This is a genomic window from Pseudomonas sp. LAIL14HWK12:I1 (assembly GCF_003202095.1).
In the GTDB taxonomy this organism is placed as follows: Bacteria; Pseudomonadota; Gammaproteobacteria; order Pseudomonadales; family Pseudomonadaceae; genus Aquipseudomonas; species Aquipseudomonas monteilii.
On sequence record NZ_QJKG01000002.1, the window covers coordinates 208,835 to 232,527 of the forward strand.

The window sequence follows — 23,693 nt, forward strand, 5'->3', positions numbered from 1 at the left end:
TGCCCGCTCCCACAAGTTCTGCCCATTTCTCACCGCCGCCGCTTTACCTGTGGGAGCGGGCAAGCCCGCGAAAGGGCCGGAACAGACAGCCTCAAACCTGAACTCGACGATAACCTCAGAGCATCGCGCCACGCAACCGCGGCGTAAGCTCTTCAAACAAGGTCTGCACCGAGCGCAGCGCCCGGCAGTCCGGCCGGGTCAGCAGCCACAATTGGGTGTCGCAACCCGGTAGCGGCCCACTCAGCGCATCCACGCCCGGCAGGGCATGCACCATATAATCCGGCAGCGCCGCCACGCCTAGGCCAGCGGTCACCAGTTGGGCGATGGTCGACATGCTGCTGCACTGATAGCGCGGACTCAGCCCCGGGTGCTGCTGGTTGCGCCAGACCACCGTAGGGTGGTCCACCATCGAGTCATCGGGGGCGATCCACGGCACGTTGGCGGGCGACTCGGCCAGACGCTCGCGCCACTGTGGCTGGCCGCAGACGACATAGGAGGTAGAACCCAGGTTGCGGCCCACCAGGTGCTCCGGTGGCGTGTTGGTCAGGCGCAGGGCGATGTCGGCATCGCGCCGGCTGAGGTTGGCAAACGTGTTGGAGGTGCCCATCTCCAGCGATAACGCCGGGTAGTTGGGCATGAACTCGGCCAGCGCCGGCAGCAAGAGGCTGTGCATCACCGCCTCGGTACAGGTCAGCCGCACCGTGCCGCTTACCACCTGCTCGCCACTGGTCATGGCAATGCGCGCCGCCTCCAGTGCCTGTTCCGCGCGTTCGGCCTGCTCGGCCAGCGCCTGAGCGGTGTCGGTCGGCAGGTAGCCCTTGCGGCTCTTGACGAACAAGGCGGTGCCCAGCGCCGACTCCAGCCGGCGGATCGAGCGGAATACTGTCGAAACATCGACTTTCAGCAGCTCGGCGGCCTTGGCCAGCGAGCGGCCCCGCTCCAGTGCCAGGACCAGGGAGAGGTCCGCGTGGGTGATCTGATATTGCATTGGTGCACGCTCTGCTTGCCGAATTGCCAATGTCTGTTGCGTCAGGGCCATTTTATAGTGAAACGGCCCCCCGGAATCAATGCGCCCGGTCGGGTAACCAGTCCCCACGATGGGAAAGTGAAAAGAACAACAGCTGCAACCATCGTCGCCCGTGAGGCGCCAGCCGTATCCCACATCGCCGCAGCACATCAAAGGATGTACACCATGACGTCGGTAACCCCGTGCGCCAGTTCTTCCAGCGAGATGAATGACTTCCTCCAGGCCCATCCGGACACGCAGTACGTCGACCTGCTGATCTCCGACATGAATGGCGTGGTACGTGGCAAGCGCATCGAGCGGGCCAGCCTGCACAAGGTGTACGAGAAGGGCATCAACCTGCCCGCATCGCTGTTCGCCCTGGACATCAATGGCTCCACCGTCGAGAGCACCGGCCTTGGCCTGGACATCGGCGATGCCGACCGCATCTGCTTCCCGATCCCGGGCACGTTGTCGGATGAGCCGTGGCAGAAGCGCCCCACGGCCCAGTTGCTGATGACCATGCACGAGCTGGATGGCCAGCCGTTCTTCGCCGACCCGCGCGAAGTGTTGCGCCAGGTGGTGAGCAAGTTCGACGACTTGGGCCTGGATATCTGCGCGGCGTTCGAGCTGGAGTTCTACCTGATCGACCAGGACAACCTCAACGGTCGCCCGCAGCCGCCGCGTTCGCCCATTTCCGGCAAACGCCCGCAGTCGACCCAGGTGTACCTGATCGACGATCTCGATGAATACGCCGACTGCCTGCAGGACATGCTTGAAGCCGCCAAGGAACAAGGCCTGCCCGCCGACGCCATCGTCAAGGAAAGCGCCCCGGCGCAGTTCGAAGTCAACCTGCACCACGTGGCCGACCCGCTGAAGGCCTGTGATTACGCGATCCTGCTCAAGCGCCTGATCAAGAACGTGGCCTACGACCATGAAATGGACACCACGTTCATGGCCAAGCCCTACCCGGGCCAGGCAGGTAATGGCCTGCACGTACACATTTCGTTGCTGGACAAGAAAACCGGCAAGAACATCTTTGCCAGTGATGATCCGTTGCAAAGCGACACGCTGCGCCACGCCATCGGTGGTGTGCTGGAAACCATGCCGGCGTCGATGGCGTTCCTGTGCCCGAACATCAACTCTTATCGCCGCTTTGGCGCGCAGTTCTACGTGCCCAATGCGCCAAGCTGGGGCCTGGATAACCGCACCGTGGCCGTACGCGTGCCCACCGACAGCAGCGACAACGTGCGCCTGGAGCACCGTGTGGCTGGCGCCGACGCCAACCCGTACCTGATGCTGGCAGCCATTCTGGCCGGCGTGCATCACGGGCTGACCAACAAGGTCGAGCCGGAGGCGCCGATCGAAGGCAACTCCTACGAACAGCTGGAGCAAAGCTTGCCGAACAACCTGCGCGATGCCCTGCGCGCGCTGGACGACAGCGAAGTCCTCAACCAATACATCAGCCCGGACTACATCGATATCTTCGTGGCCTGCAAGGAAAGCGAACTGGCCGAGTTCGAAGTGTCGATTTCCGACCTTGAGTACAACTGGTACCTGCACACGGTGTAAGCCCATGAGCGCAACTGCGGTCCCCTTGATCGGTGTCAGCGCCTGCCGCCAGCAGGTGGGGAAGAACTCGTCGCACACGGTAGGCGACAAGTATGTCGAGGCGGCCGGCTTTGTCGGCTTGCCGCTGATCTTGCCGGCCCGCGACGGAGGCAGCGACCCACAGGCGCTGCTGGCCTGTCTGCACGGCATTGTTTTTACAGGCTCGCCTTCAAATATCGAACCGCATCATTACAATGGCGCCCCCAGCGTGGCGGGTACCCGGCACGACCTGGCGCGTGATCGGCTGACCTTGCCACTGCTGCAGGCGGCGATTGCCGCCGGTGTGCCGGTGTTCTGCATTTGCCGTGGCTATCAGGAACTGAACGTGGCCCTTGGCGGCAGCCTGCACCAACGCGTGCAGGAGCTGCCTGGCTACCTTGATCATCGCGAACCTGAGGACGCACCCCTGGAGGTGCAATACGGCCCTCGTCACCCGGTCGGCATCGAGCCTGGCGGGTTGTTCGAGCGCCTGGGTCTGGCGGCGCAGTTCGAGGTCAACTCGTTGCACAGCCAGGGCATCGACCGCCTGGCCCCCGGCTTGCGCGTCGAGGCACGGGCCCCGGATGGCCTGATCGAAGCAGTGTCCATGCCCGATGCGCCGGGCTTTGTGCTCGGTGTGCAGTGGCACCCGGAGTGGCGCTTCAACGAAAACCCGGTCTCGCTACGCCTGTTTCAGGCGTTTCGCGAGGCCTGCATTGCCTACGCAGCACGGGAGGGCGCACGGCAGGAATGATTCTGACGTCAGCCGAAGGTCTCGGATGACTTGTCCCCGACAGCAAGCTTTCAATGAGTGAAAGCGGGCCTTGTACGCAAGGCCTGTGAAAACAATTCCAAAATTTACGGCAAATACTCATGAGCAATTACACAGAAGCCGGCCGCCCACCCGACGTGGCAGCCGACGCGGGCAACACTCAGCGCAGCAAAGGCCTGGCCAAGGGCCGTTTGGGCTTGCTGGCCAGCGTGGTGCTGGGCATTTCCACCATCGCCCCGGTCTACACCCTCACCGGCGCCCTTGGCCCGACCGTGCGCGAGGTCGGTGCCCACCTGCCAGCCGTGTTCATCGTCGGCTTCCTGCCGATGTTGCTGGTGGCCTTGGGCTACCGCGAGCTGAACTCGGCAGAACCGGACAGCGGTACATCGTTCACCTGGTCGGCACGTGCCTTCGGCCCGATGATCGGCTGGATTGGCGGTTGGGGGTTGGTGGTTGCCACCACCATCGTGCTGTCGAACCTGGCAGGGGTTGCAGTCGACTTCTTCTACCTGTTCCTGGGCCAGATCACCGGCAAACATGAGCTGGCGGCGTTGGCCGATAACCTGTTGATCAACATCGTTACCTGTTGCGTGTTCATCGCCCTGGCGGTGTGGATCTGCTGTCGCGGCATCGCCACCACCATGACCGTGCAGTATGGCCTGGTGGCCTTGCAGTTGGTGGTGTTGATCGGCTTTGCCGTCGCCGCCTTCGGCGGTACCACCGCGCCGCCACCGCTGGCGTTTGATTTCGCCTGGTTCAACCCGTTCGGTGTCGAGTCGTTCTCGGCCTTTGCCGCCGGGCTGTCGCTTTCGATCTTCATCTTCTGGGGCTGGGACACATGCCTGACCGTCAGCGAGGAGTCGGTGGGCAGCGAAGAGGTGCCGGGCAAGGCCGCCACCTGGACCGTGATGCTGATCCTCGGCCTGTACCTGTTCACCGCCATCGCCACCCTGCAGTTTGCCGGTATCAGCGAAACGGGCCTTGGCCTGAACAACCCGCGCATCCAGGAGAACGTCTTTGCCCACCTGGCCGGCCCGGTCATGGGGCCGCTGGCGATCCTGATGTCCATTGCCGTGCTGGCCAGTACGGCGGCGTCGTTGCAGTCGACCTTCGTGGCGCCGGCGCGGACCCTCTTGGCGATGGGGTACTACGGTGCGGTGCCGCCGAAGTTCGCCAGCGTCTGCCCACGTTCGCAAACCCCGCGCTACGCCACTATTTGCGCAGGCCTGGCAGCAGGTCTGTTCTACGTGACCATGCGTAGCCTGAGCGAGAACGTGTTGGCAGATACCATCACCGCGCTGGGCATGATGATCTGCTTCTATTATTCGCTGACCGCATTTGCCTGCGTCTGGTATTTCCGTGGCAGCCTGTTCGACAGCCTGCGCCACTTCATCATGCGCGGCCTGTGCCCGTTGGTGGGTGGGGTGATCCTGTCGGTGATCTTCGTACGGACTGCCATCGACAGCGCCTCGCCGGACTTCGGCAGTGGCTCGCATGTGGGTGGGTTGGGGCTGGTGTTCGTGATTGCCGCGATCATCTCGGTGCTGGGCATCGGGCTGATGATGCTGTCGCGCATGCGCGCGCCGGCTTACTTCCTGGGGGCGACTCTGCGTCAGCAGGCTACCTTGCCACTGCAGGAATAAATAGTTGGGGCCGCTCTGCGGCCCCAACTCGTTTTTCAGCCGATCATTTGCTTCAGAAGCGTCGCATGACGTTGTTGCTGTTTCTTCAACAGCAAGCGATTCGAGCGGAACACCGCCTTCAAATCCTCCAGCGCCACGTCGAAGTCATCATTGATGATCACGTAGTCATACTCGTCGTAGTGCACCATCTCGCTGACCGCTTCTTTCATGCGCCCGGCAATGATTTCTTCGCTGTCCTGCCCACGGCCGTCCAGGCGGTGGCGTAGCGCTTCCTGGCTCGGTGGCAGGATGAACACCGACAGTGCCTGTGGCATCAGCTTGCGCACCTGCTGGGCGCCTTGCCAGTCGATTTCCAGGATCAGGTCGTAGCCCTGATCCAGCGTCTGCTGCAGCGCGCTGCGCGAGGTGCCGTAGAAGTTGCCGAACACTTCGGCATGCTCCAGGAAGTCGCCCTGCGCGATCAGCGCCTTGAATTCTTCGTGGACGACGAAGTGGTAGTTCACCCCGTGTTCCTCGCCCGGGCGCATGGCGCGGGTGGTGTGCGAGACCGAAACGCGGATCTGCCGGTCGTCCTTGGTCAGGGCCGTTACCAGGCTGGTCTTGCCGGCGCCCGAAGGGGCCGAAACGATGTAGAGGGTGCCGCTGCTGTGGTTCATGGTCGGGGTGGCCTTACTCGATGTTCTGTACTTGTTCACGCATCTGTTCGATCAATACCTTCAGGTTGACCGCCGCTTGCGTGCTGCGTGGGTCGAAGGCCTTGGAGCCGAGGGTGTTGGCTTCGCGGTTGAGTTCCTGCATCAGGAAGTCCAGGCGACGCCCTGCGGCACCGCCACCCTTGAGGACCCGGCGCACTTCAGTGACGTGGGTGCTGAGGCGGTCGAGCTCCTCGGCCACGTCGCTCTTCTGCGCCAGCAGCACCATCTCTTGTTCGAGGCGCTGTGGGTCGAGCTCGGCTTGCATGTCGCCGAAACGGTCGAGAATTTTCTGCCGCTGCGCCGCCAGCATCTGCGGCACCAAGGCGCGCAGGGTGGTGACTTCACTGGACATGCTGTCCAGACGTTCGTTGATCAGCCGGGCCAGTTCCTGGCCTTCGCGCAGGCGACCGGCCTTGAGTTCGGCCAGGGCTTCGTCGAACAGCGCCATGGCTTCGGCGTTCAGTGCCTGCGGGTCGCTGGTGTCGGCCACCAGCACGCCAGGCCACGACAGCACTTCCAGCGGGTTCAGGGGTGCTGGCTGCTTGATCAGGCCGGCCACTTCCTCGGCGGCGGCAACCAGCTGCGCGGCGCGCTCGCGGTCTACCTTCAGTGGCTTGCCGTTGCTGTCTTCGTTGAGGCGCAAGGTGCATTCCACCTTGCCCCGCGACAAGCCCTGGCGCAGGCCTTCACGTACGGCGCCTTCGAGGTCGCGCAGGGCCTCTGGCAGGCGCAGGTGCGGTTCCAGGTAACGGTGGTTGACCGAACGCAGCTCCCAGATCAGGGTGCCTTGGCTGCCGGCGCGCTCGACACGAGCAAAAGCGGTCATGCTGTGCACCATGGGGAGTACCTCGCTTAGTTGAATGAACGGTGGGAGCCTCTCGGCTGCAAGGCGCAGGATTGTAGCGCAGTGGGGCCGTGGCGCCCAATCTGCCTATGTTACCGACGGGCGGCCGCGCCAGTAGGAAAAGGCGACGGGCTGTGGCGGGTACGACAATAGGCATGTCTTCCCCGGGCTGCGGGCTCTATAATGCTCGGCAGATTCAAGGTCCCAGTACAGGTATCCCAGATGAAACGTCCAAGTGGTCGCGCCGCCGATCAGCTCCGCTCGATCCGCATCACCCGCAACTACACCAAGCACGCCGAAGGGTCGGTACTGGTCGAGTTCGGTGACACCAAGGTCATCTGCACGGTCAGCGTTGAAAACGGTGTACCGCGCTTCCTGAAAGGCCAAGGCCAAGGCTGGCTGACCGCCGAATACGGCATGCTGCCGCGTGCTACCGGTGAGCGTAACCAGCGCGAAGCCAGCCGTGGCAAACAGGGTGGCCGCACCCTGGAAATCCAGCGCCTGATCGGCCGTTCGCTGCGCGCCGCGCTGGACATGAGCAAGCTGGGCGACATCACCCTGTACGTCGACTGCGACGTGATCCAGGCCGATGGCGGTACCCGTACCGCGTCCATCACCGGTGCCATGGTCGCCCTGTGCGATGCGCTGGCGGTGATCAAGAAGCGTGGTGGCCTGAAGGCCGGCAGCCCGCTCAAGCACATGATCGCTGCCGTGTCGGTGGGCATGTACCAGGGCGAAGCCGTGCTCGACCTGGACTACCTGGAAGACTCCGCCGCCGAAACCGACCTGAACGTGGTCATGACCAGCGCCGGTGGCTTCATCGAGGTGCAGGGCACTGCCGAAGGTGCGCCGTTCCAGCCTGAAGACTTCAACGCCATGCTGGCGCTGGCGCACAAGGGCATGACCGAAATCTTCGAGCTGCAGCAGGCTGCACTGGCGGACTGACTGATTTCGTAGATACAAAAAAGCCGACATTACTGTCGGCTTTTTTGTATCTGAGCAACGCGCTTAGATGGTCAACGTCCAGTCATAGTCCACGATCAGCGGCGCATGCTGGGAGAAGCGCGGCTGACGCGGCAGGCGGGCGTTACGCACGAAACGGCGCAGGCCTGGCGTGAGGATCTGGTAGTCGAACCGGTAGCCCAGGTTGAGCATCTCGGCCTGCTCGTTGTCCGGCCACCAGCTGTACTGGTCGCCTTCACGGCTGACTTCGCGCAGGGCATCGACGTACCCCATCTCGCCAGTGATCGCATCCATCCAGGCGCGCTCCGGCGCCAGGAAGCCCGGCGACTGCTGGCTGTCACGCCAGTTCTTGATGTCGAGCTTCTGCTGCGCCACGTAGAACGAGCCGCAATAGATGTACTCGCGACGCTTGCGACGCTGCTTGTCCAGGTACTTGGCGAAGTCGTCCATCAACTTGAACTTCTGGTTCAAGTCTTCGTCGCCGTTCATGCCCGAAGGCAGCAGCAGGCTGGCAATACTGACTTTGTCGAAATCTGCTTGCAGGTAACGCCCGTAGCGGTCGGCTGTCTCGAAACCCAGGCCGGTGATGACTGCCTTGGGCTGCATGCGCGAATAAAGGGCCACACCACCTTGGGCAGGCACCTCCGCGTCGCAGGCATAAAGGAAATAGCCATCGAGCTGGAAAGCTGGGTCATCGAGTTCAAAGGCCGAGGCGCGGGTATCCTGAAGGCAGATGACGTCGGCATTCTGGGCTTGCAGCCAGCTGAGCAAACCACGCTCGGCCGCAGCCTGAATGCCATTTACGTTCACACTGATGATCCGCATAAATGGCCCCAAAAATCTCGTGCGTGTATGATACCCGAGCTCAACCCATTTAGCTAAATCCGTGGTGTCCGGGACTATTCATGCAGCCGTATCAGCGCGACTTTATCCGTTTTGCCATCGATCGCGGGGTACTGCGTTTCGGTGAATTCACCCTGAAATCGGGGCGTACCAGCCCGTATTTCTTCAATGCCGGCCTGTTCAACACCGGTTCTGCATTGGCCGAACTGGGGCGGTGCTATGCCGCAGCCATTGTCGACAGCAAGATCCCGTTCGACGTGCTGTTCGGCCCGGCCTACAAGGGTATTCCGTTGGCGGCGACCACTGCCGTGGCCCTGGCAGACCAGCATAAGCTCGACGTGCCTTGGTGCTTCAACCGCAAGGAAGCCAAGGACCACGGCGAAGGCGGCAGCCTGGTGGGTGCGCCACTGGCCGGTGACGTGCTGATCATCGACGACGTGATCACCGCCGGTACTGCCATCCGTGAGGTCATGCAGATCATCAACGCCCAGCAGGCCAAGGCCGCCGGCGTGCTGATCGCGCTGAACCGCGAAGAGCGTGGCAATGGCGAGCTGTCGGCGATCCAGGAAGTGGAACGCGACTTCGGTATCCCGGTGGTCAGCATCGTTTCGCTGACCCAGGTGCTGGAGTTCCTGGCAGATGACCCTCAGCTGAAGCAGCATCTGCCGGCTGTCGAGGCTTACCGCGCGCAGTACGGGATCTGATCCTGGCCTGGAAATGAAAAAGGCGACCTTCTTGTGAAGGTCGCCTTTTTTTGTCGCCCGTTTCGGCCGATCAGCGCGGCTTGCGGTTGGTAATCAGGGTACCCACGCCGCTGTCGGTGAAAATTTCCAGCAGCACAGCATTCGGCACACGGCCGTCGATGATGTGCGAGCTGTTCACGCCGCCCTGCACCGCATCCAGTGCGCACTTGATCTTCGGCAGCATGCCGCCGTAGATGGTGCCGTCCGCGATCAGTTCGTTGACCTGTTCGGTGGTCAGGCCGGTCAGAACCTGACCTTGCTTGTCCATCAAACCGGCGATGTTGGTCAGCAGCATCAGCTTCTCGGCTTTCAGCGCTTCCGCGACCTTGCCTGCTACCAGGTCGGCGTTGATGTTGTACGACTCTCCGTTGGCACCCACGCCGATCGGCGCGATGACCGGGATGAAGTCGCCCTTCACCAGCATGTTCAGCAGATCGGTGTTCACGCTCACCACTTCGCCCACGTGGCCGATGTCGATGATTTCCGGGGTGGTCATCTCGGGCGTCTGGCGGCTGACGGTCAGCTTGCGGGCGCGGATCAGTTCCGCGTCCTTGCCGGTCAGGCCGATGGCGCTGCCGCCGTGGCGGTTGATCAGGTTGACGATGTCCTTGTTGACCTGGCCACCCAGCACCATCTCCACCACGTCCATGGTCGCCGAGTCGGTGACGCGCATGCCGTCGATGAAGTGGCTTTCGATCGACAGGCGCTTGAGCAGGTCGCCGATCTGCGGGCCACCACCGTGGACCACCACCGGGTTGATGCCCACAGCCTTCATCAGCACGATGTCACGGGCGAAGCCGGTTTTGAGCTCCTCGCTCTCCATCGCGTTGCCGCCGTACTTGATCACCAGGGTCTTGCCGACAAAGCGGCGGATGTAAGGCAGTGCTTCGGACAAAACCTCGGCTACATGGGAAGCGGCATCGCGATCGAGGGTCATGCAGGGCTCCTGTAAGGAACAGATAGTCGGTCAGAACGGCAGTTGCAGCTCAGGGGCAACCCGCAGCAACTGGGTACGGAAAACATCCTTGATACGTTGCAATTCGGCGTCGCTGTCGGCCTCGAAGCGCAGTACCAGCACCGGGGTGGTGTTGGAGGCGCGAACCAGGCCCCAGCCGTGGGCGTAGTCGACCCGCACACCGTCGATGGTGGTCAGGTTGGCTTCGCCCCAGTCGGCGTCGCGTTGCAGTGCATCAATGATGCTGAATTTACCCTCGTCGGTCACATCAATATTGATTTCCGGCGTGGAAATATCGTTCGGGAAGGCGGCAAACAGGTTTTCGGCGCTTTGCCCGGCCTTGCTGAGGATCTCCAGCAGGCGTGCGGCACTGTAGATGCCGTCGTCGAAACCGTACCAGCGTTCCTTGATGAAGATGTGACCGCTCATCTCGCCGGCCAGCAGCGAGCCTGTCTGTTTCATCTTCTTTTTGATCAACGAATGACCGGTCTTCCACATCAGTGCGCGGCCGCCATGCTGTTCGATCAGCGGGGTCAGGCGACGGGTGCATTTGACGTCGAAGATGATTTCGGCGCCAGGGTTGCGCGCCAGCACGTCCTGGGCAAACAGCATCAGCAGGCGGTCGGGGTAGACGATGCTGCCGGTATTGGTCACCACACCGACGCGGTCGCCATCGCCGTCGAAGGCCAGGCCGATATCGGCGCCGGTTTCCTTGACCCTGGCGATCAGGTCTTCAAGGTTTTCCGGCTTGCCCGGGTCCGGGTGGTGGTTGGGGAAGTTGCCGTCTACTTCGCAGAACAGCGGGATCACTTCACAGCCCAAGGCTTCGATCAATTGCGGTGCGATCACGCCAGCGGCACCGTTGCCGCAGTCCACCACCACCTTGAGCTTTTTCGCCAGCTTCACGTCCTCGACGATCTGCTGGAAATAGCGGTCAAGGATCTCGACCTTTTCCACGCGGCCTTCGGCCAAGGTCAGGTCGTTGGTTTTCAGGCGGGTGAGCAGGGCCTGGATCTGTTCGTTGGCCAGCGTGTCGCCAGCGATGACGATCTTGAAGCCGTTGTAGTCCGACGGGTTGTGGCTGCCAGTCAGCATCACGCCCGACTTGCCTGCCAGCACGTTGGCCGCGTAGTAAAGGGCCGGGGTGGGCACCAGGCCGACGTCGCTGACGTGGCAGCCGGCATCGACCAGGCCCTTGATCAGCTGTTCGACCAGCATCGGGCCGGACAGGCGGCCATCACGGCCGACCGAAACCTGCGGTTCGCCCTGGGCCAGGCTTTGCGCACCGATGGCGCGGCCTATCCAGTAGGCGGTTTCGGCGTGAAGGGTTTTGCCGACCACGCCGCGGATGTCATACGCGCGGAAAATGCTGTCGGGCAATGCGGCGGGGACCAGGTGGGCCATGTCGTTCATCTCTGGAAGCTCCATTAGTCAAAGGCTTTCTGGGCAGGCGCAAACTGAACGCTTGGACGGTGCTTTCGCCAGAGAGTTCGCCATCCTTGGCCTGAACGGTCATTTGCCGGCTCAGTGGCTGCCGGAGTGACCGAAGCCGCCAGCACCACGCTGGCTTTCATCGAAGGCTTCGACGATGTCGAAATGGGCCTGTACCACCGGCACCAGCACCAGCTGGGCGATACGCTCGCCAACGGCGATGGTGAATGGCGTGTTGCCGCGGTTCCAGCACGACACCATCAGCTCGCCCTGGTAATCCGAGTCGATCAGGCCGACCAGGTTGCCCAGCACGATGCCGTGCTTATGGCCCAGGCCCGAGCGCGGCAGGATCACCGCCGCCAGGCCCGGGTCGCCGATGTAGATCGACAGGCCGGTAGGGATCAGCAGGGTCTGGCCTGGCTCAAGGACAGTGTCCTCCTTGAGCAGGGCGCGCAGGTCCAGGCCCGCGGAGCCAGGGGTGGCGTAGGTCGGCAGGGGGAATTCGGAACCCAGGCGTGGGTCGAGGATCTTGGCTTGAAGAGCGTGCATGTAACTTATTGAACCTGGTTGAGCCGTTCGGCGATGAAGGCGACCAGTTGCCGGGCGATCTTGCCCTTGCTGGTCTGCGCGAAGAGGGTCTGGTGCTGCTGGCGGTCGATCACGGTCAAGGCGTTTTCTTCGCTGTTGAAGCCGATGCTGGGGTTGGCCACATCATTGGCGACGATCAGGTCGAGGTTCTTGTCCTTGAGCTTGCGCGTGGCGTAATCGAGCAGGTGTTCGGTTTCGGCGGCGAAGCCGACGCTGAACGGGCGGTCGCTGCGGCCAGCAATGGTGGCAAGGATATCGGGATTGCGCACCATCTGCAGCAGCATGCCGTCGCCGGTCGTAGGATCTTTCTTCAGTTTTTGTGTGGCAACCACTTCCGGGCGGTAGTCCGCGACCGCTGCCGAGGCGATGAACAGGTCGCATGGCATGGCTGCTTCACAGGCCGCGAGCATGTCCCGCGCGCTGACCACGTCGATGCGGCTGACCCGGTCGGGGGTTGGCAGGTGCACCGGGCCCGTGACGAGGGTCACCCGAGCCCCGGCTTCGGCAGCCGCTTCGGCCAGGGCGAAGCCCATCTTGCCGGAGCTATGATTGGTGATGTAGCGCACCGGGTCGATGTTTTCCTGGGTCGGCCCGGCGGTGATCAATACGTGTTTGCCGGTGAGTGCCTGGCGCTTGAAGCTTTCTGCGGCGCACCAGGCCAGGTCGGTGGCTTCGAGCATGCGGCCCAGGCCCACGTCGCCACAGGCCTGGCTACCGGAGGCCGGGCCGAATACCTGAATGCCACGGCTCTTGAGCAGCTCAAGGTTGGCCTGGGTGGCCGGGTCGCGCCACATGGCCTGGTTCATGGCCGGGGCCACGGCGACGGTGGCGTCGGTGGCCAGTACCAGGGTGGTCAGCAGGTCGTCGGCCATGCCCTGGGCCATGCGCGCCATGAGGTCGGCGGTGGCCGGGGCGATCAGCACCAGGTCGGCCCACTTGGCCAGTTCGATATGGCCCATGGCTGCTTCGGCGGCAGGGTCGAGCAGGTCCATGTGCACCGGGTGGCCCGACAGCGCCTGCAGGGTCAGCGGGGTGATGAACTCGGCACCACCACGGGTCATGACGACGCGCACCTGCGCGCCGTGCTCCAGGAGTCGGCGAATCAGCTCGGCGCTTTTGTAGGCGGCAATGCCGCCACCCACGCCGAGAACGATGCGCTTGCGATACAGCCGCTGCATAGGCTTGCCTTTTTCCAGTGAGAGCGGGCGGCGACGTTCGAAATGCCTGCGGCAGAACGTCGCATGTACGAGGCGAAATAGATTAACACAGGGTCGAAATGGGCCGCAGCAAGGGCAGGGGGCGGGGATGAATATCAGGGAGTGGCCGGCTGAAGAGCGGCCGAGGGAGAAGCTGTTGCAGCGTGGTGCGGCGGTACTCACGGATGCCGAATTGCTTGCCGTGCTGCTGGGCTCAGGGGTGGCCGGGCGCAATGTACTGGACCTTGCGCGGGGGCTGCTGATGCGTTTTGGCGGGCTGAGGCAGTTTCTGGAGGCCGAGCGCGACGCGCTGCTGCGCGAGCCGGGCATCGGGGCCGTGAAGTATGCACAGTTACAGGCGCTGCTGGAGATCGGCCGGCGTTATCTGGGTGAGAACATCAAGCGCGCAGAGGCTCTGGATGGGCCAGCGGCGGTGCGGCGTTATCTCAAGGCCATGCTGCGGCATGAGGCCAGTGAAGTGTTCGGGTGCCTGTTTCTGGACACCAAGCACCGGCCGTTGGCGTTCGAGATCCTGTTCAGGGGCACGATAGACCGGGCGAGTGTTTACCCGCGGGAGGTAGTGCGGCGGGCTTTGCTGCATAACGCGGCGGCGTTGATCCTTTGCCACAACCACCCCTCAGGCAACAGTGAACCGAGCCAGGACGATGTGCATCTGACCTTGTTGCTGAAGCGCGGGTTGGCATTGATCGATGTGCGGGTGCTGGATCACATCATCATTGGCGATGGGGAGCCGTTGTCGATGGTTGAGCATGGGTGGATTGTGGCCTGAGGCAGGTCAATGGGGGCAGGGCTGTCAGGTTTCCGTCATGAGGGGTGTGGCGCCTGGGAGATCGAGCGCCGCCCGTGCGGCGCTCGATCTCCCAGGCGCCACACCCCTCAAGGCGGGCACCCCAATACCTACCGTGTCACCGACACCTTGCTGAAATCCAGCCGCCCGAACGGGTTCACCTGGTACCCCTCAACCCCTTGGCGCAGCAGGGTAGCCGCCGTCGGGTGCGCCAGTGGCACCCACAACGCCTGCTGCTGGATCAGCGTCTGCGCCTGCTGGTACAGCCGGCTGCGCACGCTCTGGTCGTTGGTGGTACGCCCGGCGCTGATCAACTGGTCCAGGCGGTTGTCGCAGAAGCGCGCGAAGTTGGTCCCCGACTCGACCGCCGCACAGGAAAACTGCGGGCTGAGGAAGTTGTCCGGGTCGCCGTTGTCGCCTGCCCAACCCATGAACAGCAGGTCATGCTCGCCGGCCTTGGCGCGGCGGATCAGCTCGCCCCACTCGATCACGCGGATTTCAGCCTTGATGCCGATCTTGGCCAGGTCAGCCTGCAGCATCTGCGCGCCGAGGCTGGGGTTGGGGTTGAGCAGGCTGCCGGACGGGCGGGTCCAGATCGTGGTGCTGAAGCCTTCACCCAAGCCAGCCTTGGTCAGCAACGCCTTGGCTTTCTTCAGGTCCAGCGGGTAGCCGGGCAGGTCCTTGGCGTAGCTCCAGGTATTGGGCGGGTAGGGTCCGTTGGCGGCCACCGCGGAATCTTCGAACACGGCCTTGAGATAGGCCTGCTTGTCGAAAGCCAGGTTGATGGCCTGGCGCACTTCCGGTTTGTCCAGCGGCGGGTGCTGGCTGTTGATGGCGACGAAGGCGGTCATGAACGCTGGGGTGCTGGCCACCTTGAGGGTGCCGTCCTTGCCCGCTTCGGCAATGTCCAGTGGCTTGGGTGACAGGGCGACCTGGCATTCGCCGCGCTTGAGCTTCTGCAGGCGCACGTTGGCGTCGGTGGTGATGGCGAAGATCAACGGGTCGACCGCCGGCTTGCCGGCGAAGTAGTCCGGGTTGGCGCGGTAGCGCACCACGGCGTCCTTCTGGAAACGCTGGAACACGAAAGGCCCGGTGCCGATTGGCTGGCTGTTGAGCTTCTCCGGCGTGCCGGCCTTCAGCAGTTTGTCGGCATATTCGGCGGAATAGATCGAGGCGAAGCCCATGCTCAGGGTGGCCAGGAAGGTGGCGTCCGGGTGGCTGAGGGTGAAGCGCACGGTATTCGGTGTCGGTGCCTCGATCGCCTTGATCAGGCTACCCAGCTGCAGCGATTGGGCATGCGGGTAGCCGCCCGGTGCAGTCTTGTGCCAGGCATGGGCCGGGTAGAGCATGCGCTGGAAGCTGAACAGCACGTCGTCGGCATTCAGTTCGCGACTTGGCTTGAAGTAGGCAGTGCTGTGGAACTTCACGTCATCGCGCAGGGTGAAGTCATACACCAGGCCGTCGGCCGATACCGTCCAGCTGGCCGCCAGGCTCGGCACCACCTTGCCTTGCGCCGCGTCGAACTCCACCAGACGGTTCATCAGCACGTCAGCCGTGGCGTTGGTGGTGGTCAGCGAGTTGTACTGCACCACGTCGAAGCCTTCGGGGCTGGCCTCGCTGCAAACGCTCAGCGGGGCGGCCTGGGCAACGGCGGTAGCGAACAGAGCGCCGGCGGCGAACAGAGAGTTGAACAATAAGGAAAGGGCGGCTACACGCATGGTGGCTCCTTGGCAGTCAGTGGCCCATCTGCCTGTGCAGTCTGGAAAAGGCTTACCCTAGTGCGCCCGCCGGCAAATGACCACACCCTTTTTTACAAATCTGGCGACGAGCGGTCGACGGCTGGCGGGGCCTGCCGCTATGCTGGCCCGGCGTGTTCTAGCTTGCGGCAATGTGCATCTACTGTTGTTGCAGCCAAGTCTTTCTGGTATAAAGCAGCGCTCTTTTCTAGGGGCTCGGCCTGTCGCATAAGCGGATCCGGTCGATAAGACCTCCAGAATCACGGCGCCCAGGCGCCAAAGACTGAGAGATTAAGCGGCCAACCCATGCCGGGTTGGGCATGAGGTTTTAGAGGGCTGAGTCATGTCGAGAGTCTGTCAAGTTACTGGTAAGGGTCCAGTAACCGGGAACAACATTTCCCACGCAAACAACAAAACCCGTCGTCGTTTCCTGCCGAACCTGCAGCACCACCGTTTCTGGGTTGAATCCGAGAAGCGTTTCGTGCGTCTGCGCGTTTCCGCCAAAGGCATGCGTATCATCGACAAGCGCGGCATCGACGCCGTTCTGGTTGACATCCGTAAAGCTGGCGCCAAGGTTTAAGGGAGAGCATCATGCGTGAATTGATCCGTCTGGTTTCGAGTGCCGGTACCGGCCACTTCTACACCACCGACAAGAACAAGCGCACCACCCCGGACAAAATCGAGATCAAGAAATATGATCCGGTTGTTCGCAAGCACGTGGTGTACAAGGAAGCCAAGATCAAGTAATTGATCGGCGACCTGAAAAAAACCCGCATCCGAAAGGACGCGGGTTTTTTTATGCCTGCATTACGGTCAGTTGAAGTTGAAGCCCTGGATCAACAGGTCGGTGCCGGCCTTGATCTGGATGCGCTCGATGTCGTACTCGCGGGTGCACATCTCGTCGGGGCCGACTACCCGGGTGCGGCCGGTGAGGGTGCAGATGGTGTCCTTGATTGCCGGCGAGTAGGGGGTGCCGACCAAGTGGGCGAGGGTTTTCAGAACGTCTTCGTTGGTCATGGTGATCTTCCTGTTGAAGTTGGATGGCCCGACATGGGCAGGGCCATCCTCACGCACGCCAGCAGGCTGCCTGCACTACATAGTTACTTCTGTTCGAACATCACATAGATCTTGCGGCACGGTTCCAGCACCTCCCAGGTGCCTTTGAAGCCGGCCGGAATCACGAACCGATCGCCGGCACGCAGGGTTTTCGCCCCGCCGTCCTGGTCGCGCAGTACCGAAACGCCCTGGACGATTTCGCAGTATTCGTGTTCGGTGTAGTTCACCGTCCACTGGCCCACCTCACCTTCCCACACGCCTGCGGCAAACTGGCCGCACGGGCTGGAATAATGGTTGTAGACAGCCTGGTCAGGCTCGCCCTTGAGGATTTTTTCCGCCGCCGGGCGGTAGCGTTCGGCCTCGGTGATGACCTGCGCGAAGTCGATGATGCTGTCTATTCTCATGGTGCGGCTCCTGTTGTTGTTTAATAAAATGAACATCAGTAGGCTTTTGAGCCCTGCGTGTCAAATATATTGATAGTTTACACCGGCTGGTTTAGGGTATCGGTTGCCCGTGTGCGCGTGTCGCCCGGCCAGAATTCTGACAACGCCTGTGAGTCCTCAGTGCGGCGTTGCACCTAAACAAGAGGAGGAGTTTCGTATGACCACCCTGACCCGTGCGGACTGGGAACAACGTGCCCAGCAACTGAAGATCGAAGGCCGCGCCTTCATCAACGGCGAATACACCGATGCCGCATCCGGTGAAACCTTCGAGTGCCTGAGCCCGGTCGACGGACGCTTCCTGGCCAAGGTTGCCAGTTGCGACCTGGCCGATGCCAACCGCGCAGTGGAAAACGCCCGCGCTACCTTCAATTCGGGCGTGTGGTCGCAGCTGGCCCCGGCCAAGCGCAAGGCCAAGCTGATCCGCTTCGCCGACCTGCTGCGCAAGAACGTTGAAGAGCTGGCGCTGCTGGAAACCCTGGACATGGGCAAGCCGATCGGCGACTCCTCCAGCATCGACATCCCGGGGGCTGCGCAAGCCATTCACTGGACTGCCGAAGCCATCGACAAGGTCTACGACGAAGTCGCCCCGACCCCGCACGACCAGCTTGGCCTGGTGACCCGTGAGCCGGTGGGTGTGGTCGGTGCCATCGTACCGTGGAACTTCCCGCTGCTGATGGCCTGCTGGAAGCTCGGCCCGGCGCTGGCCACCGGTAACTCGGTGGTGCTCAAGCCGTCCGAAAAGTCGCCGCTGACCGCCATCCGTATCGCCCAGCTGGCGATCGAAGCCGGTATCCCGGCGGGTGTGCTGAACGTGCTGCCAGGCTACGGCCACACCGTGGGCAAGGCCTTGGCCCTGCACATGGACGTCGACACCCTGGTGTTCACCGGTTCGACCAAGATCGCCAAGCAGCTGATGGTGTACGCGGGCGAGTCGAACATGAAGCGCATCTGGCTGGAAGCCGGCGGCAAGAGCCCGAATATCGTCTTCGCCGACGCGCCAGACCTGCAAGCAGCTGCCGAAGCGGCTGCCAGCGCTATCGCTTTCAACCAGGGCGAAGTGTGCACCGCAGGTTCGCGCCTGCTGGTCGAGCGTTCGATCAAGGACAAGTTCCTGCCAATGGTGGTCGAGGCCCTGAAAGGCTGGAAGCCAGGCAACCCGCTGGACCCGGCGACCACGGTCGGTGCCCTGGTCGACACCCAGCAGATGAACACCGTACTGTCGTACATCGAGGCCGGCCACCAGGACGGCGCCAAGCTGCTGGCTGGCGGCAAGCGTACCCTGGAGGAGACGGGTGGCACCTACGTGGAGCCGACCATCTTCGACGGCGTGACCAACGCCATGCGCATTGCCCAGGAAGAAATCTTCGGCCCAGTGCTGTCGGTGATTGCCTTCGACACCGCCGAAGAAGCCATCGCCATTGCCAACGACACGCCGTATGGCTTGGCGGCGGGCATCTGGACGTCGGACATTTCCAAGGCCCACAAGACTGCCCGTGCCGTGCGCGCAGGTAGCGTGTGGGTCAACCAGTACGACGGCGGCGACATGACCGCACCGTTCGGTGGCTTCAAGCAGTCGGGCAACGGCCGTGACAAGTCGCTGCATGCGCTGGAGAAATACACCGAGCTGAAGGCGACCTGGATCAAGCTGTAATCGCCGGGGCTGCAGAGCAGCCCCAACAATAGCCGGGTCGGCTCACGCTGCCCCGGCTTTGTCGTTTTTGCTGTTCAAGAACTCTGCCTGGGAGGCTGCAATGCGTTGGGGTACCTATTTCGCCGTGCTGGCATCCGTACTCAGTGTCGGGCTGGCCCTTGGCGTAAGCATGCCGCTGGTATCCCTGCGCCTGGAGGCTTGGGGCTACGGCAGCTTCGCCATCGGCGTAATGGCTGCGATGCCAGCGCTGGGTGTTCTGGCTGGCGCCAGTATCGCCAGCCGACTGGCCGGCTGGGTCGGCGTGCCGTCGGCCATGCGCTTGTGCCTGTGGGGCGGGGCGCTGTCGATCGGGTTGGTCGCGCTGCTGCCCAGCTACCCGCTGTGGCTGTTGCTGCGGCTGATGATCGGTATGTCCCTCACTGTGGTGTTCATCCTCGGCGAAAGCTGGATCAACCAGCTGGTAGTCGAGCAGTGGCGTGGCCGGCTGGTGGCTTTGTACGGCAGCAGCTATGCCCTGAGCCAGCTGGCCGGGCCGTTGGTGTTGGGTTTTCTCGGCTCGGATGACGACTTCGGCTTCTGGGCCGCGACCGGCCTGCTGCTGGCGGCACCGCTGGTGCTGTTGGGGCGTGGCGGAGCGCCGAGCACAGAGGCCTGCAGCGTTACCTTCCGCGACTTGTTCGCCTTCTGCCGGCGCTTGCCTGTGATTGCCTGGGCCATCGCCCTGTTCGCCTCGTTCGAGGCGATGATCCTTACCTTGCTGCCGGTGTATTGCCTGCAGCAAGGCTTTACCACTGAAATCGCCCTGTTCATGGTCAGTACCGTGGTGGTGGGTGATGCAGTGCTGCAGCTGCCTATCGGCGCGCTGGCCGACCATATGTCGCGACGTGCATTGTTCACGGGGTGTGCGGTAACGCTGCTGGTGTCCAGCCTGGCGATTCCCCTGCTGCTGCATACCCCGGTTGTGTGGCCATTGTGGGTGCTGTTCGGGGCCAGTGCTGGTGGCTTGTTCACCCTGTCGCTGGTGCTGATCGGTGAGCGCTACCGCGATGATGAGCTGGTAAGGGCCAATGCCCATGTGGCGCAGCTCTGGGGTATTGGCTGCCTGCTCGGGCCGTTGCTGGCGGGGGCCGGCAGCCAGTGGATCAGCGGACATGCATTGCTGTTCCTGATGGCGGCCGGGGCTGCCGGGCTGGTGGTGTTGACCCAGCGGCGTGGGGCTTTCGAGGCAGTGTCTGCCTGATGGGATTTGGGGCTGCAAAGCAGCCCCAGAAATTGCCGCTACAACATCTTCTCCAAGCCAACGGCCTTGCTGATCCAGGCATTGAACCGCCGCCACATCCCACCTGGCTCTGATGTCAGCATGTGCCGCTGACCATTGTCCTCGGTCGCCCATACCAATTTGTTACCCACCAGTTTCACCTGGTAACTCAACGCAGGCGCCATGCCTTGCTGGGCCAGTTCGCGGGTGTATTCGGCCAGCTCCGGGCTGTCCACCAGCACGCCTACCTCGGTGTTCCACAGCACTGAACGCGGGTCGAAGTTGAATGAGCCGATGAAGGTCTTGCGCCGGTCGAACACGATCGCCTTGGTGTGCAGGCTCGAATCCGAACTGCCACGGAAACTCAGGTGCCCCGCGCTGGGGTCGCCGGGCTGGCGGCGCAGCTCGTACAGCTGCACCCCGTGCTCGAGCAAGGCCCGGCGATAGGGCGCGTAGCCTCCGTGCACCGCCGGTACATCGGTGGCTTCCAGCGAGTTGGTCAGCAGCTTCACCGAAACACCGGCGTCGGCGCGGCCGGTCAGGTACAGCAACCCCGGTTCACCCGGCACGAAGTACGCCGATGTCAGCATCAGCTCGCTGCGCACGTTGGCCAGGTCCGGTGCCAGTTGCTGGCTCAGCAACAGCTGTGGGTCGGGTTCGTCATCGGCCAGCACCTTGTTCGGTGCATCCCACAACGCCTGGGCATGAGCCCAGATCAGCTCGTTGCGCCATACATCCAGGCGCGGCTGCGACTGGTAGGCCATCAGGCGGTCGTACAGGGCCTTGCGCCGGGTTCTGGCTTCGGCCAGGGACACCTCCAGGCGATGGCGGCTGGCGTGCAGGTCATTGGCATCCGGAGCACGCCAGAGGAAGTCGGTAATCGGCCGGCTCAGGGCGCTGTTCCAGTATTGGTCGAAACTGTGGCCAAGCTGTTCAGCCACCGGGCCTACACCCAGCAGGTCTATGTCGGTGAAGTTGAGGTTGGGTTCGGCATCGAAATACTCGTCACCCAGGTTGCGGCCACCCACGATGGCCATGCTGTTGTCCACCAGGAACAGTTTGTTGTGCATGCGCCGGTGCTGGCGCGACAGGTTGAACAGCCGGCCCACGGCGCGCGTCACGCCTGTACTACGGCCCAGGTGCAGCGGGTTGAACACGCGAATCTGGATGTTCGGGTGGGCATCCAGGGTGCCCATGATGGTATCCAGGCCATCGCTGGTGGTGTCGTCCAGCAGGATGCGCACACGCACGCCACGGTCGGCGGCGCGTAGCAGTTCATGCACCAGTGCGCGGGTGCTGAGGCCGTCGTGGACGATGTAATACTGCAGGTCGATGCTTGCCTGAGCGTTGCGGATCAGTTCGGCACGGGCGCGGAATGCCTCGTTGCTGTTGGGCAGCAGGCGAAAGCCCGAGCGCCCCCCGTAGGGCGCGGCCTGGCGCAGCACCGAGCGGCCGAAGGCCGAGTCGTTGGCGGGTAACGCCTGGCTGGTTTCGCGGGGCACACTGACACTGGCGCAGCCGGTAAGGCCGAGCGACAGTACCAGCAGCAGAGGCAAGGCTCGCTGGAGTCTCAAGGGTGGATCGTCCTGTGCAGCAAGGGCTTTAGGGGGTTGGACCGTGGCGGGCGGCGCAAAGTTACGCGTCGGCGCTTTCTTCATCCAGTAGACGAAGGGCGGTTTCACCAACCTTGCGCACGGCGGCTTCGATCTGCGGCGTTGGCCGCGCTGCGAAGTTCATGCGCAGGCAGTGGCGGAACTTGCCCGAGGCCGAGAAGATACTGCCGACGGCAACCTGCACGCCCTGCTCCAGTAAAGCCCGGTTCAGGCGTAGCGTATCGAAATGTTCGGGCAATTCTACCCAGAGCATGAAGCCGCCTTGGGGCCGGCTCACCCGGGTGCCTGCCGGGAAGTAGCGGGTCACCCAGTCGCTCATCAGGTCGCGGCCGCGTTGGTACTGGCTACGCATACGCCGGACGTGGGGTTGATAGTGCCCGGCGGCGATGAAGTCGGCGATGGCCAGTTGGGGCTGGCAGGCGGTGCTGCCGGTGCTGATGTATTTCATGTGCAGCACGCGTTCCAGATAGCGCCCAGGGGCCACCCAACCTACTCGCAGGCCAGGGGCAAGGGTTTTGGAGAACGAACTGCACAGCAGCACGCGGCCATCGTCGTCGAACGACTTGAGGGTGCGCGGGCGCGGGTAGGTGTAGGCCAGGTCGCCGTAGACATCATCCTCCAGAATTGCCACGTCGTAGCGCTGGGCCAGGCTCAGCAAGGCCTTCTTGCGTGCCTCGGGCATGATGTAGCCAAGCGGGTTGTTGCAGCTGGGGGTGATCTGGATGAGCTTGATCGGCCACTGCTCCAGGGCCAGCTCCAGCGCCTCCAGGCTGATGCCGGTGACCGGGTCGGTGGGGATTTCCAGCGCCTTCATACCCAGGCCCTTCAGGGTTTGCATGGCGCCGTGGAAGCTGGGGGAGTCGACGGCAACGATGTCGCCCGGCTCGCACACGGCGCGGATGCTGCACGACAGCGCCTCGTGGCAGCCGGTGGTGATCACCAGGTCAGCCGGGCCCAGGCGGCAACCGGAATCGAGCACCAGCCGGGCAACCTGTTCACGCAGGGCCAGGTTGCCGTGGATGTTGTCGTAGTACAGGCCTGGCATGTCCTGCCGCCGGCTCAACTGCGCCAGGCTGCGCAGCAGCGGCTTGAGGGTGGGGCTGTCGATGTCGGGCATGCCGCGGCCGAGCTGGACCACATCCTTGCGTGGGGTGCTGCGCACCAGTTCCAGCACCTGTTCCCACTGCGAGATGTCCACCGGGCGTTGGGCCGGGCGGCTGACGGCGGGCAGGGCTGGCAGCAGGCGGTGGTCACTGACGAAGTAGCCGGACTTGGGCCGTGGCGAGACCATGCCGCTGTCTTCGAGCGTGCGGTAGGCCTGCTGCACGGTGCTCAGGCTGACGCCATGCTCCACGCTCAGGGCGCGCACCGACGGCAGGCGCTGGCCGGGGCGGTACAGGCCCTGTTCGATGCGGGCGCCGAGCAGTTCGGCGAGGTTCAGGTAGAGGGTCACGGCATACTCCTGCGCTGCATTGGCATAACGACCGGTACAGTTGGGTTGAAAATACAGCATTCAGTCGATCTTCAGCCAATTCTGTATGGGAATAATAAGGCTGTATTGGATCTGTATTGCCGGTGCTGCCGACGCGCATGCTTTCTCCACGGTATCAATCGAACGGGAGTACGCAGCGATGGGTGGCATGAGCGATGTGCGCTTGCAACTGTTGGCCAGGGAGCTGGAAGTCGGGCAGCAGGCCAAGGTATTCAACGCGCCGGAGGGTTTGGGGCGTTGGGGGCTGATGCTGCATCGCTGGCACACCCGCAGGGCGCTGCTGCAGTTGACGGATGACGAGCTGCGCGATGTCGGGCTGAGCTGGGAGCAGGCCCGGACAGAAGGGCGTAAGCCCTTCTGGAAAGATTGA

The 23,693-nt window shown here is 63.0% G+C and carries 23 protein-coding genes and 1 pseudogene; 11 read left to right on the top strand and 13 right to left on the bottom strand.

Features of this window, described 5'->3' with window-relative positions:
* Positions 1-115: 115 nt before the first annotated feature.
* Positions 116-988, bottom strand: a complete 873-nt coding sequence (locus D906_RS05905; RefSeq protein ID WP_019096646.1) for a LysR family transcriptional regulator — start codon at positions 986-988, stop codon at positions 116-118.
* Positions 989-1,192: 204 nt separating this feature from the next.
* On the opposite strand from D906_RS05905, the gene D906_RS05910 reads away from it, so the two are divergent.
* The 3 genes from D906_RS05910 (at position 1,193) to D906_RS05920 (ending at position 5,008) form a co-directional block, all read left to right on the top strand.
* Complete coding sequence (locus D906_RS05910; RefSeq protein ID WP_003253387.1) at positions 1,193-2,575, top strand: glutamine synthetase family protein; 1,383 nt, start codon at positions 1,193-1,195, stop codon at positions 2,573-2,575.
* A gap of 4 nt (positions 2,576-2,579) precedes the next feature.
* A complete protein-coding gene (locus D906_RS05915; protein ID WP_019096647.1) occupies positions 2,580-3,347 on the top strand; it encodes a gamma-glutamyl-gamma-aminobutyrate hydrolase family protein in 768 nt (255 codons plus the stop codon).
* 119 nt (positions 3,348-3,466) lie between these two features.
* Positions 3,467-5,008 carry an APC family permease gene (locus tag D906_RS05920; RefSeq protein WP_016712706.1) on the top strand — a complete coding sequence of 514 codons (1,542 nt, stop codon included), beginning with the start codon at positions 3,467-3,469 and terminating at the stop codon, positions 5,006-5,008.
* Positions 5,009-5,043: 35 nt separating this feature from the next.
* On the opposite strand, the gene gmk is transcribed toward D906_RS05920, so the two are convergent.
* Positions 5,044-5,664 (bottom strand): guanylate kinase, encoded by a 621-nt coding sequence (gene gmk, locus D906_RS05925; RefSeq protein WP_016712705.1) that lies wholly within the window; start codon positions 5,662-5,664, stop codon positions 5,044-5,046.
* A 13-nt stretch (positions 5,665-5,677) separates the two neighbouring features.
* Positions 5,678-6,541, bottom strand: a complete 864-nt coding sequence (locus tag D906_RS05930; RefSeq protein ID WP_019096648.1) for a YicC/YloC family endoribonuclease — start codon at positions 6,539-6,541, stop codon at positions 5,678-5,680.
* A gap of 228 nt (positions 6,542-6,769) precedes the next feature.
* Here D906_RS05930 and rph point away from each other — a divergent pair, with 228 nt between their 5' ends.
* Positions 6,770-7,492, top strand: a complete 723-nt coding sequence (gene rph, locus D906_RS05935) for a ribonuclease PH (protein ID WP_019096649.1) — start codon at positions 6,770-6,772, stop codon at positions 7,490-7,492.
* Positions 7,493-7,555: 63 nt separating this feature from the next.
* On the opposite strand, the gene D906_RS05940 is transcribed toward rph, so the two are convergent.
* Complete coding sequence (locus tag D906_RS05940) at positions 7,556-8,335, bottom strand: exodeoxyribonuclease III (protein WP_003253401.1); 780 nt, start codon at positions 8,333-8,335, stop codon at positions 7,556-7,558.
* A gap of 80 nt (positions 8,336-8,415) precedes the next feature.
* On the opposite strand from D906_RS05940, the gene pyrE reads away from it, so the two are divergent.
* Positions 8,416-9,057, top strand: a complete 642-nt coding sequence (gene pyrE / locus D906_RS05945) for an orotate phosphoribosyltransferase (protein ID WP_016712702.1) — start codon at positions 8,416-8,418, stop codon at positions 9,055-9,057.
* Between the two features lie 70 nt (positions 9,058-9,127).
* On the opposite strand, the gene argB is transcribed toward pyrE, so the two are convergent.
* The 4 genes and pseudogenes from argB to coaBC form a co-directional block, all read right to left on the bottom strand.
* Positions 9,128-10,033 (bottom strand): acetylglutamate kinase, encoded by a 906-nt coding sequence (gene argB / locus D906_RS05950; protein WP_004575216.1) that lies wholly within the window; start codon positions 10,031-10,033, stop codon positions 9,128-9,130.
* A gap of 30 nt (positions 10,034-10,063) precedes the next feature.
* Positions 10,064-11,431 (bottom strand): annotated as a pseudogene (locus tag D906_RS05955) (phosphomannomutase/phosphoglucomutase); the annotation flags it as partial.
* A 144-nt stretch (positions 11,432-11,575) separates the two neighbouring features.
* Positions 11,576-12,031 carry a dUTP diphosphatase gene (gene dut / locus D906_RS05960; protein ID WP_016712700.1) on the bottom strand — a complete coding sequence of 152 codons (456 nt, stop codon included), beginning with the start codon at positions 12,029-12,031 and terminating at the stop codon, positions 11,576-11,578.
* A 5-nt stretch (positions 12,032-12,036) separates the two neighbouring features.
* Positions 12,037-13,248, bottom strand: a complete 1,212-nt coding sequence (gene coaBC, locus D906_RS05965) for a bifunctional phosphopantothenoylcysteine decarboxylase/phosphopantothenate--cysteine ligase CoaBC (RefSeq protein WP_016712699.1) — start codon at positions 13,246-13,248, stop codon at positions 12,037-12,039.
* Positions 13,249-13,375: 127 nt separating this feature from the next.
* Between coaBC and radC the strand changes: the two genes are divergently transcribed.
* A complete protein-coding gene (gene radC, locus D906_RS05970) occupies positions 13,376-14,056 on the top strand; it encodes a DNA repair protein RadC (RefSeq protein WP_025754242.1) in 681 nt (226 codons plus the stop codon).
* A 128-nt stretch (positions 14,057-14,184) separates the two neighbouring features.
* Here the strand turns inward: radC and D906_RS05975 are convergent, their stop codons facing one another.
* On the bottom strand, positions 14,185-15,792 hold the full coding sequence (locus D906_RS05975; protein ID WP_019096652.1) for an ABC transporter substrate-binding protein: 1,608 nt from the start codon (positions 15,790-15,792) through the stop codon (positions 14,185-14,187).
* 361 nt (positions 15,793-16,153) lie between these two features.
* On the opposite strand from D906_RS05975, the gene rpmB reads away from it, so the two are divergent.
* Positions 16,154-16,390, top strand: coding sequence for a 50S ribosomal protein L28 (gene rpmB, locus D906_RS05980; RefSeq protein WP_003253504.1), 237 nt, complete (start codon positions 16,154-16,156; stop codon positions 16,388-16,390).
* Positions 16,391-16,401: 11 nt separating this feature from the next.
* Positions 16,402-16,557, top strand: a complete 156-nt coding sequence (gene rpmG / locus D906_RS05985) for a 50S ribosomal protein L33 (protein WP_003253507.1) — start codon at positions 16,402-16,404, stop codon at positions 16,555-16,557.
* 66 nt (positions 16,558-16,623) lie between these two features.
* Here rpmG and D906_RS05990 read toward each other — a convergent pair whose 3' ends face one another.
* Complete coding sequence (locus D906_RS05990; RefSeq protein ID WP_019096653.1) at positions 16,624-16,827, bottom strand: hypothetical protein; 204 nt, start codon at positions 16,825-16,827, stop codon at positions 16,624-16,626.
* Between the two features lie 83 nt (positions 16,828-16,910).
* Positions 16,911-17,270, bottom strand: coding sequence for a cupin domain-containing protein (locus tag D906_RS05995; RefSeq protein ID WP_012274818.1), 360 nt, complete (start codon positions 17,268-17,270; stop codon positions 16,911-16,913).
* Between the two features lie 196 nt (positions 17,271-17,466).
* Between D906_RS05995 and D906_RS06000 the strand changes: the two genes are divergently transcribed.
* Both D906_RS06000 and D906_RS06005 read left to right on the top strand, forming a co-directional pair.
* Positions 17,467-18,960, top strand: coding sequence for an aldehyde dehydrogenase (locus D906_RS06000; RefSeq protein WP_016712689.1), 1,494 nt, complete (start codon positions 17,467-17,469; stop codon positions 18,958-18,960).
* 100 nt (positions 18,961-19,060) lie between these two features.
* Positions 19,061-20,200: an MFS transporter gene (locus tag D906_RS06005; protein ID WP_016712688.1), complete on the top strand. Its 1,140-nt coding sequence runs from the start codon at positions 19,061-19,063 to the stop codon at positions 20,198-20,200.
* Between the two features lie 38 nt (positions 20,201-20,238).
* On the opposite strand, the gene D906_RS06010 is transcribed toward D906_RS06005, so the two are convergent.
* Positions 20,239-21,792, bottom strand: a complete 1,554-nt coding sequence (locus D906_RS06010) for a phospholipase D family protein (protein ID WP_025754243.1) — start codon at positions 21,790-21,792, stop codon at positions 20,239-20,241.
* 61 nt (positions 21,793-21,853) lie between these two features.
* Positions 21,854-23,284: a PLP-dependent aminotransferase family protein gene (locus tag D906_RS06015; protein ID WP_161751322.1), complete on the bottom strand. Its 1,431-nt coding sequence runs from the start codon at positions 23,282-23,284 to the stop codon at positions 21,854-21,856.
* Positions 23,285-23,462: 178 nt separating this feature from the next.
* Here D906_RS06015 and D906_RS06020 point away from each other — a divergent pair, with 178 nt between their 5' ends.
* Entirely contained in the window at positions 23,463-23,693 is a 231-nt protein-coding gene (locus D906_RS06020; protein ID WP_016712685.1) for a DUF1127 domain-containing protein, read from the top strand.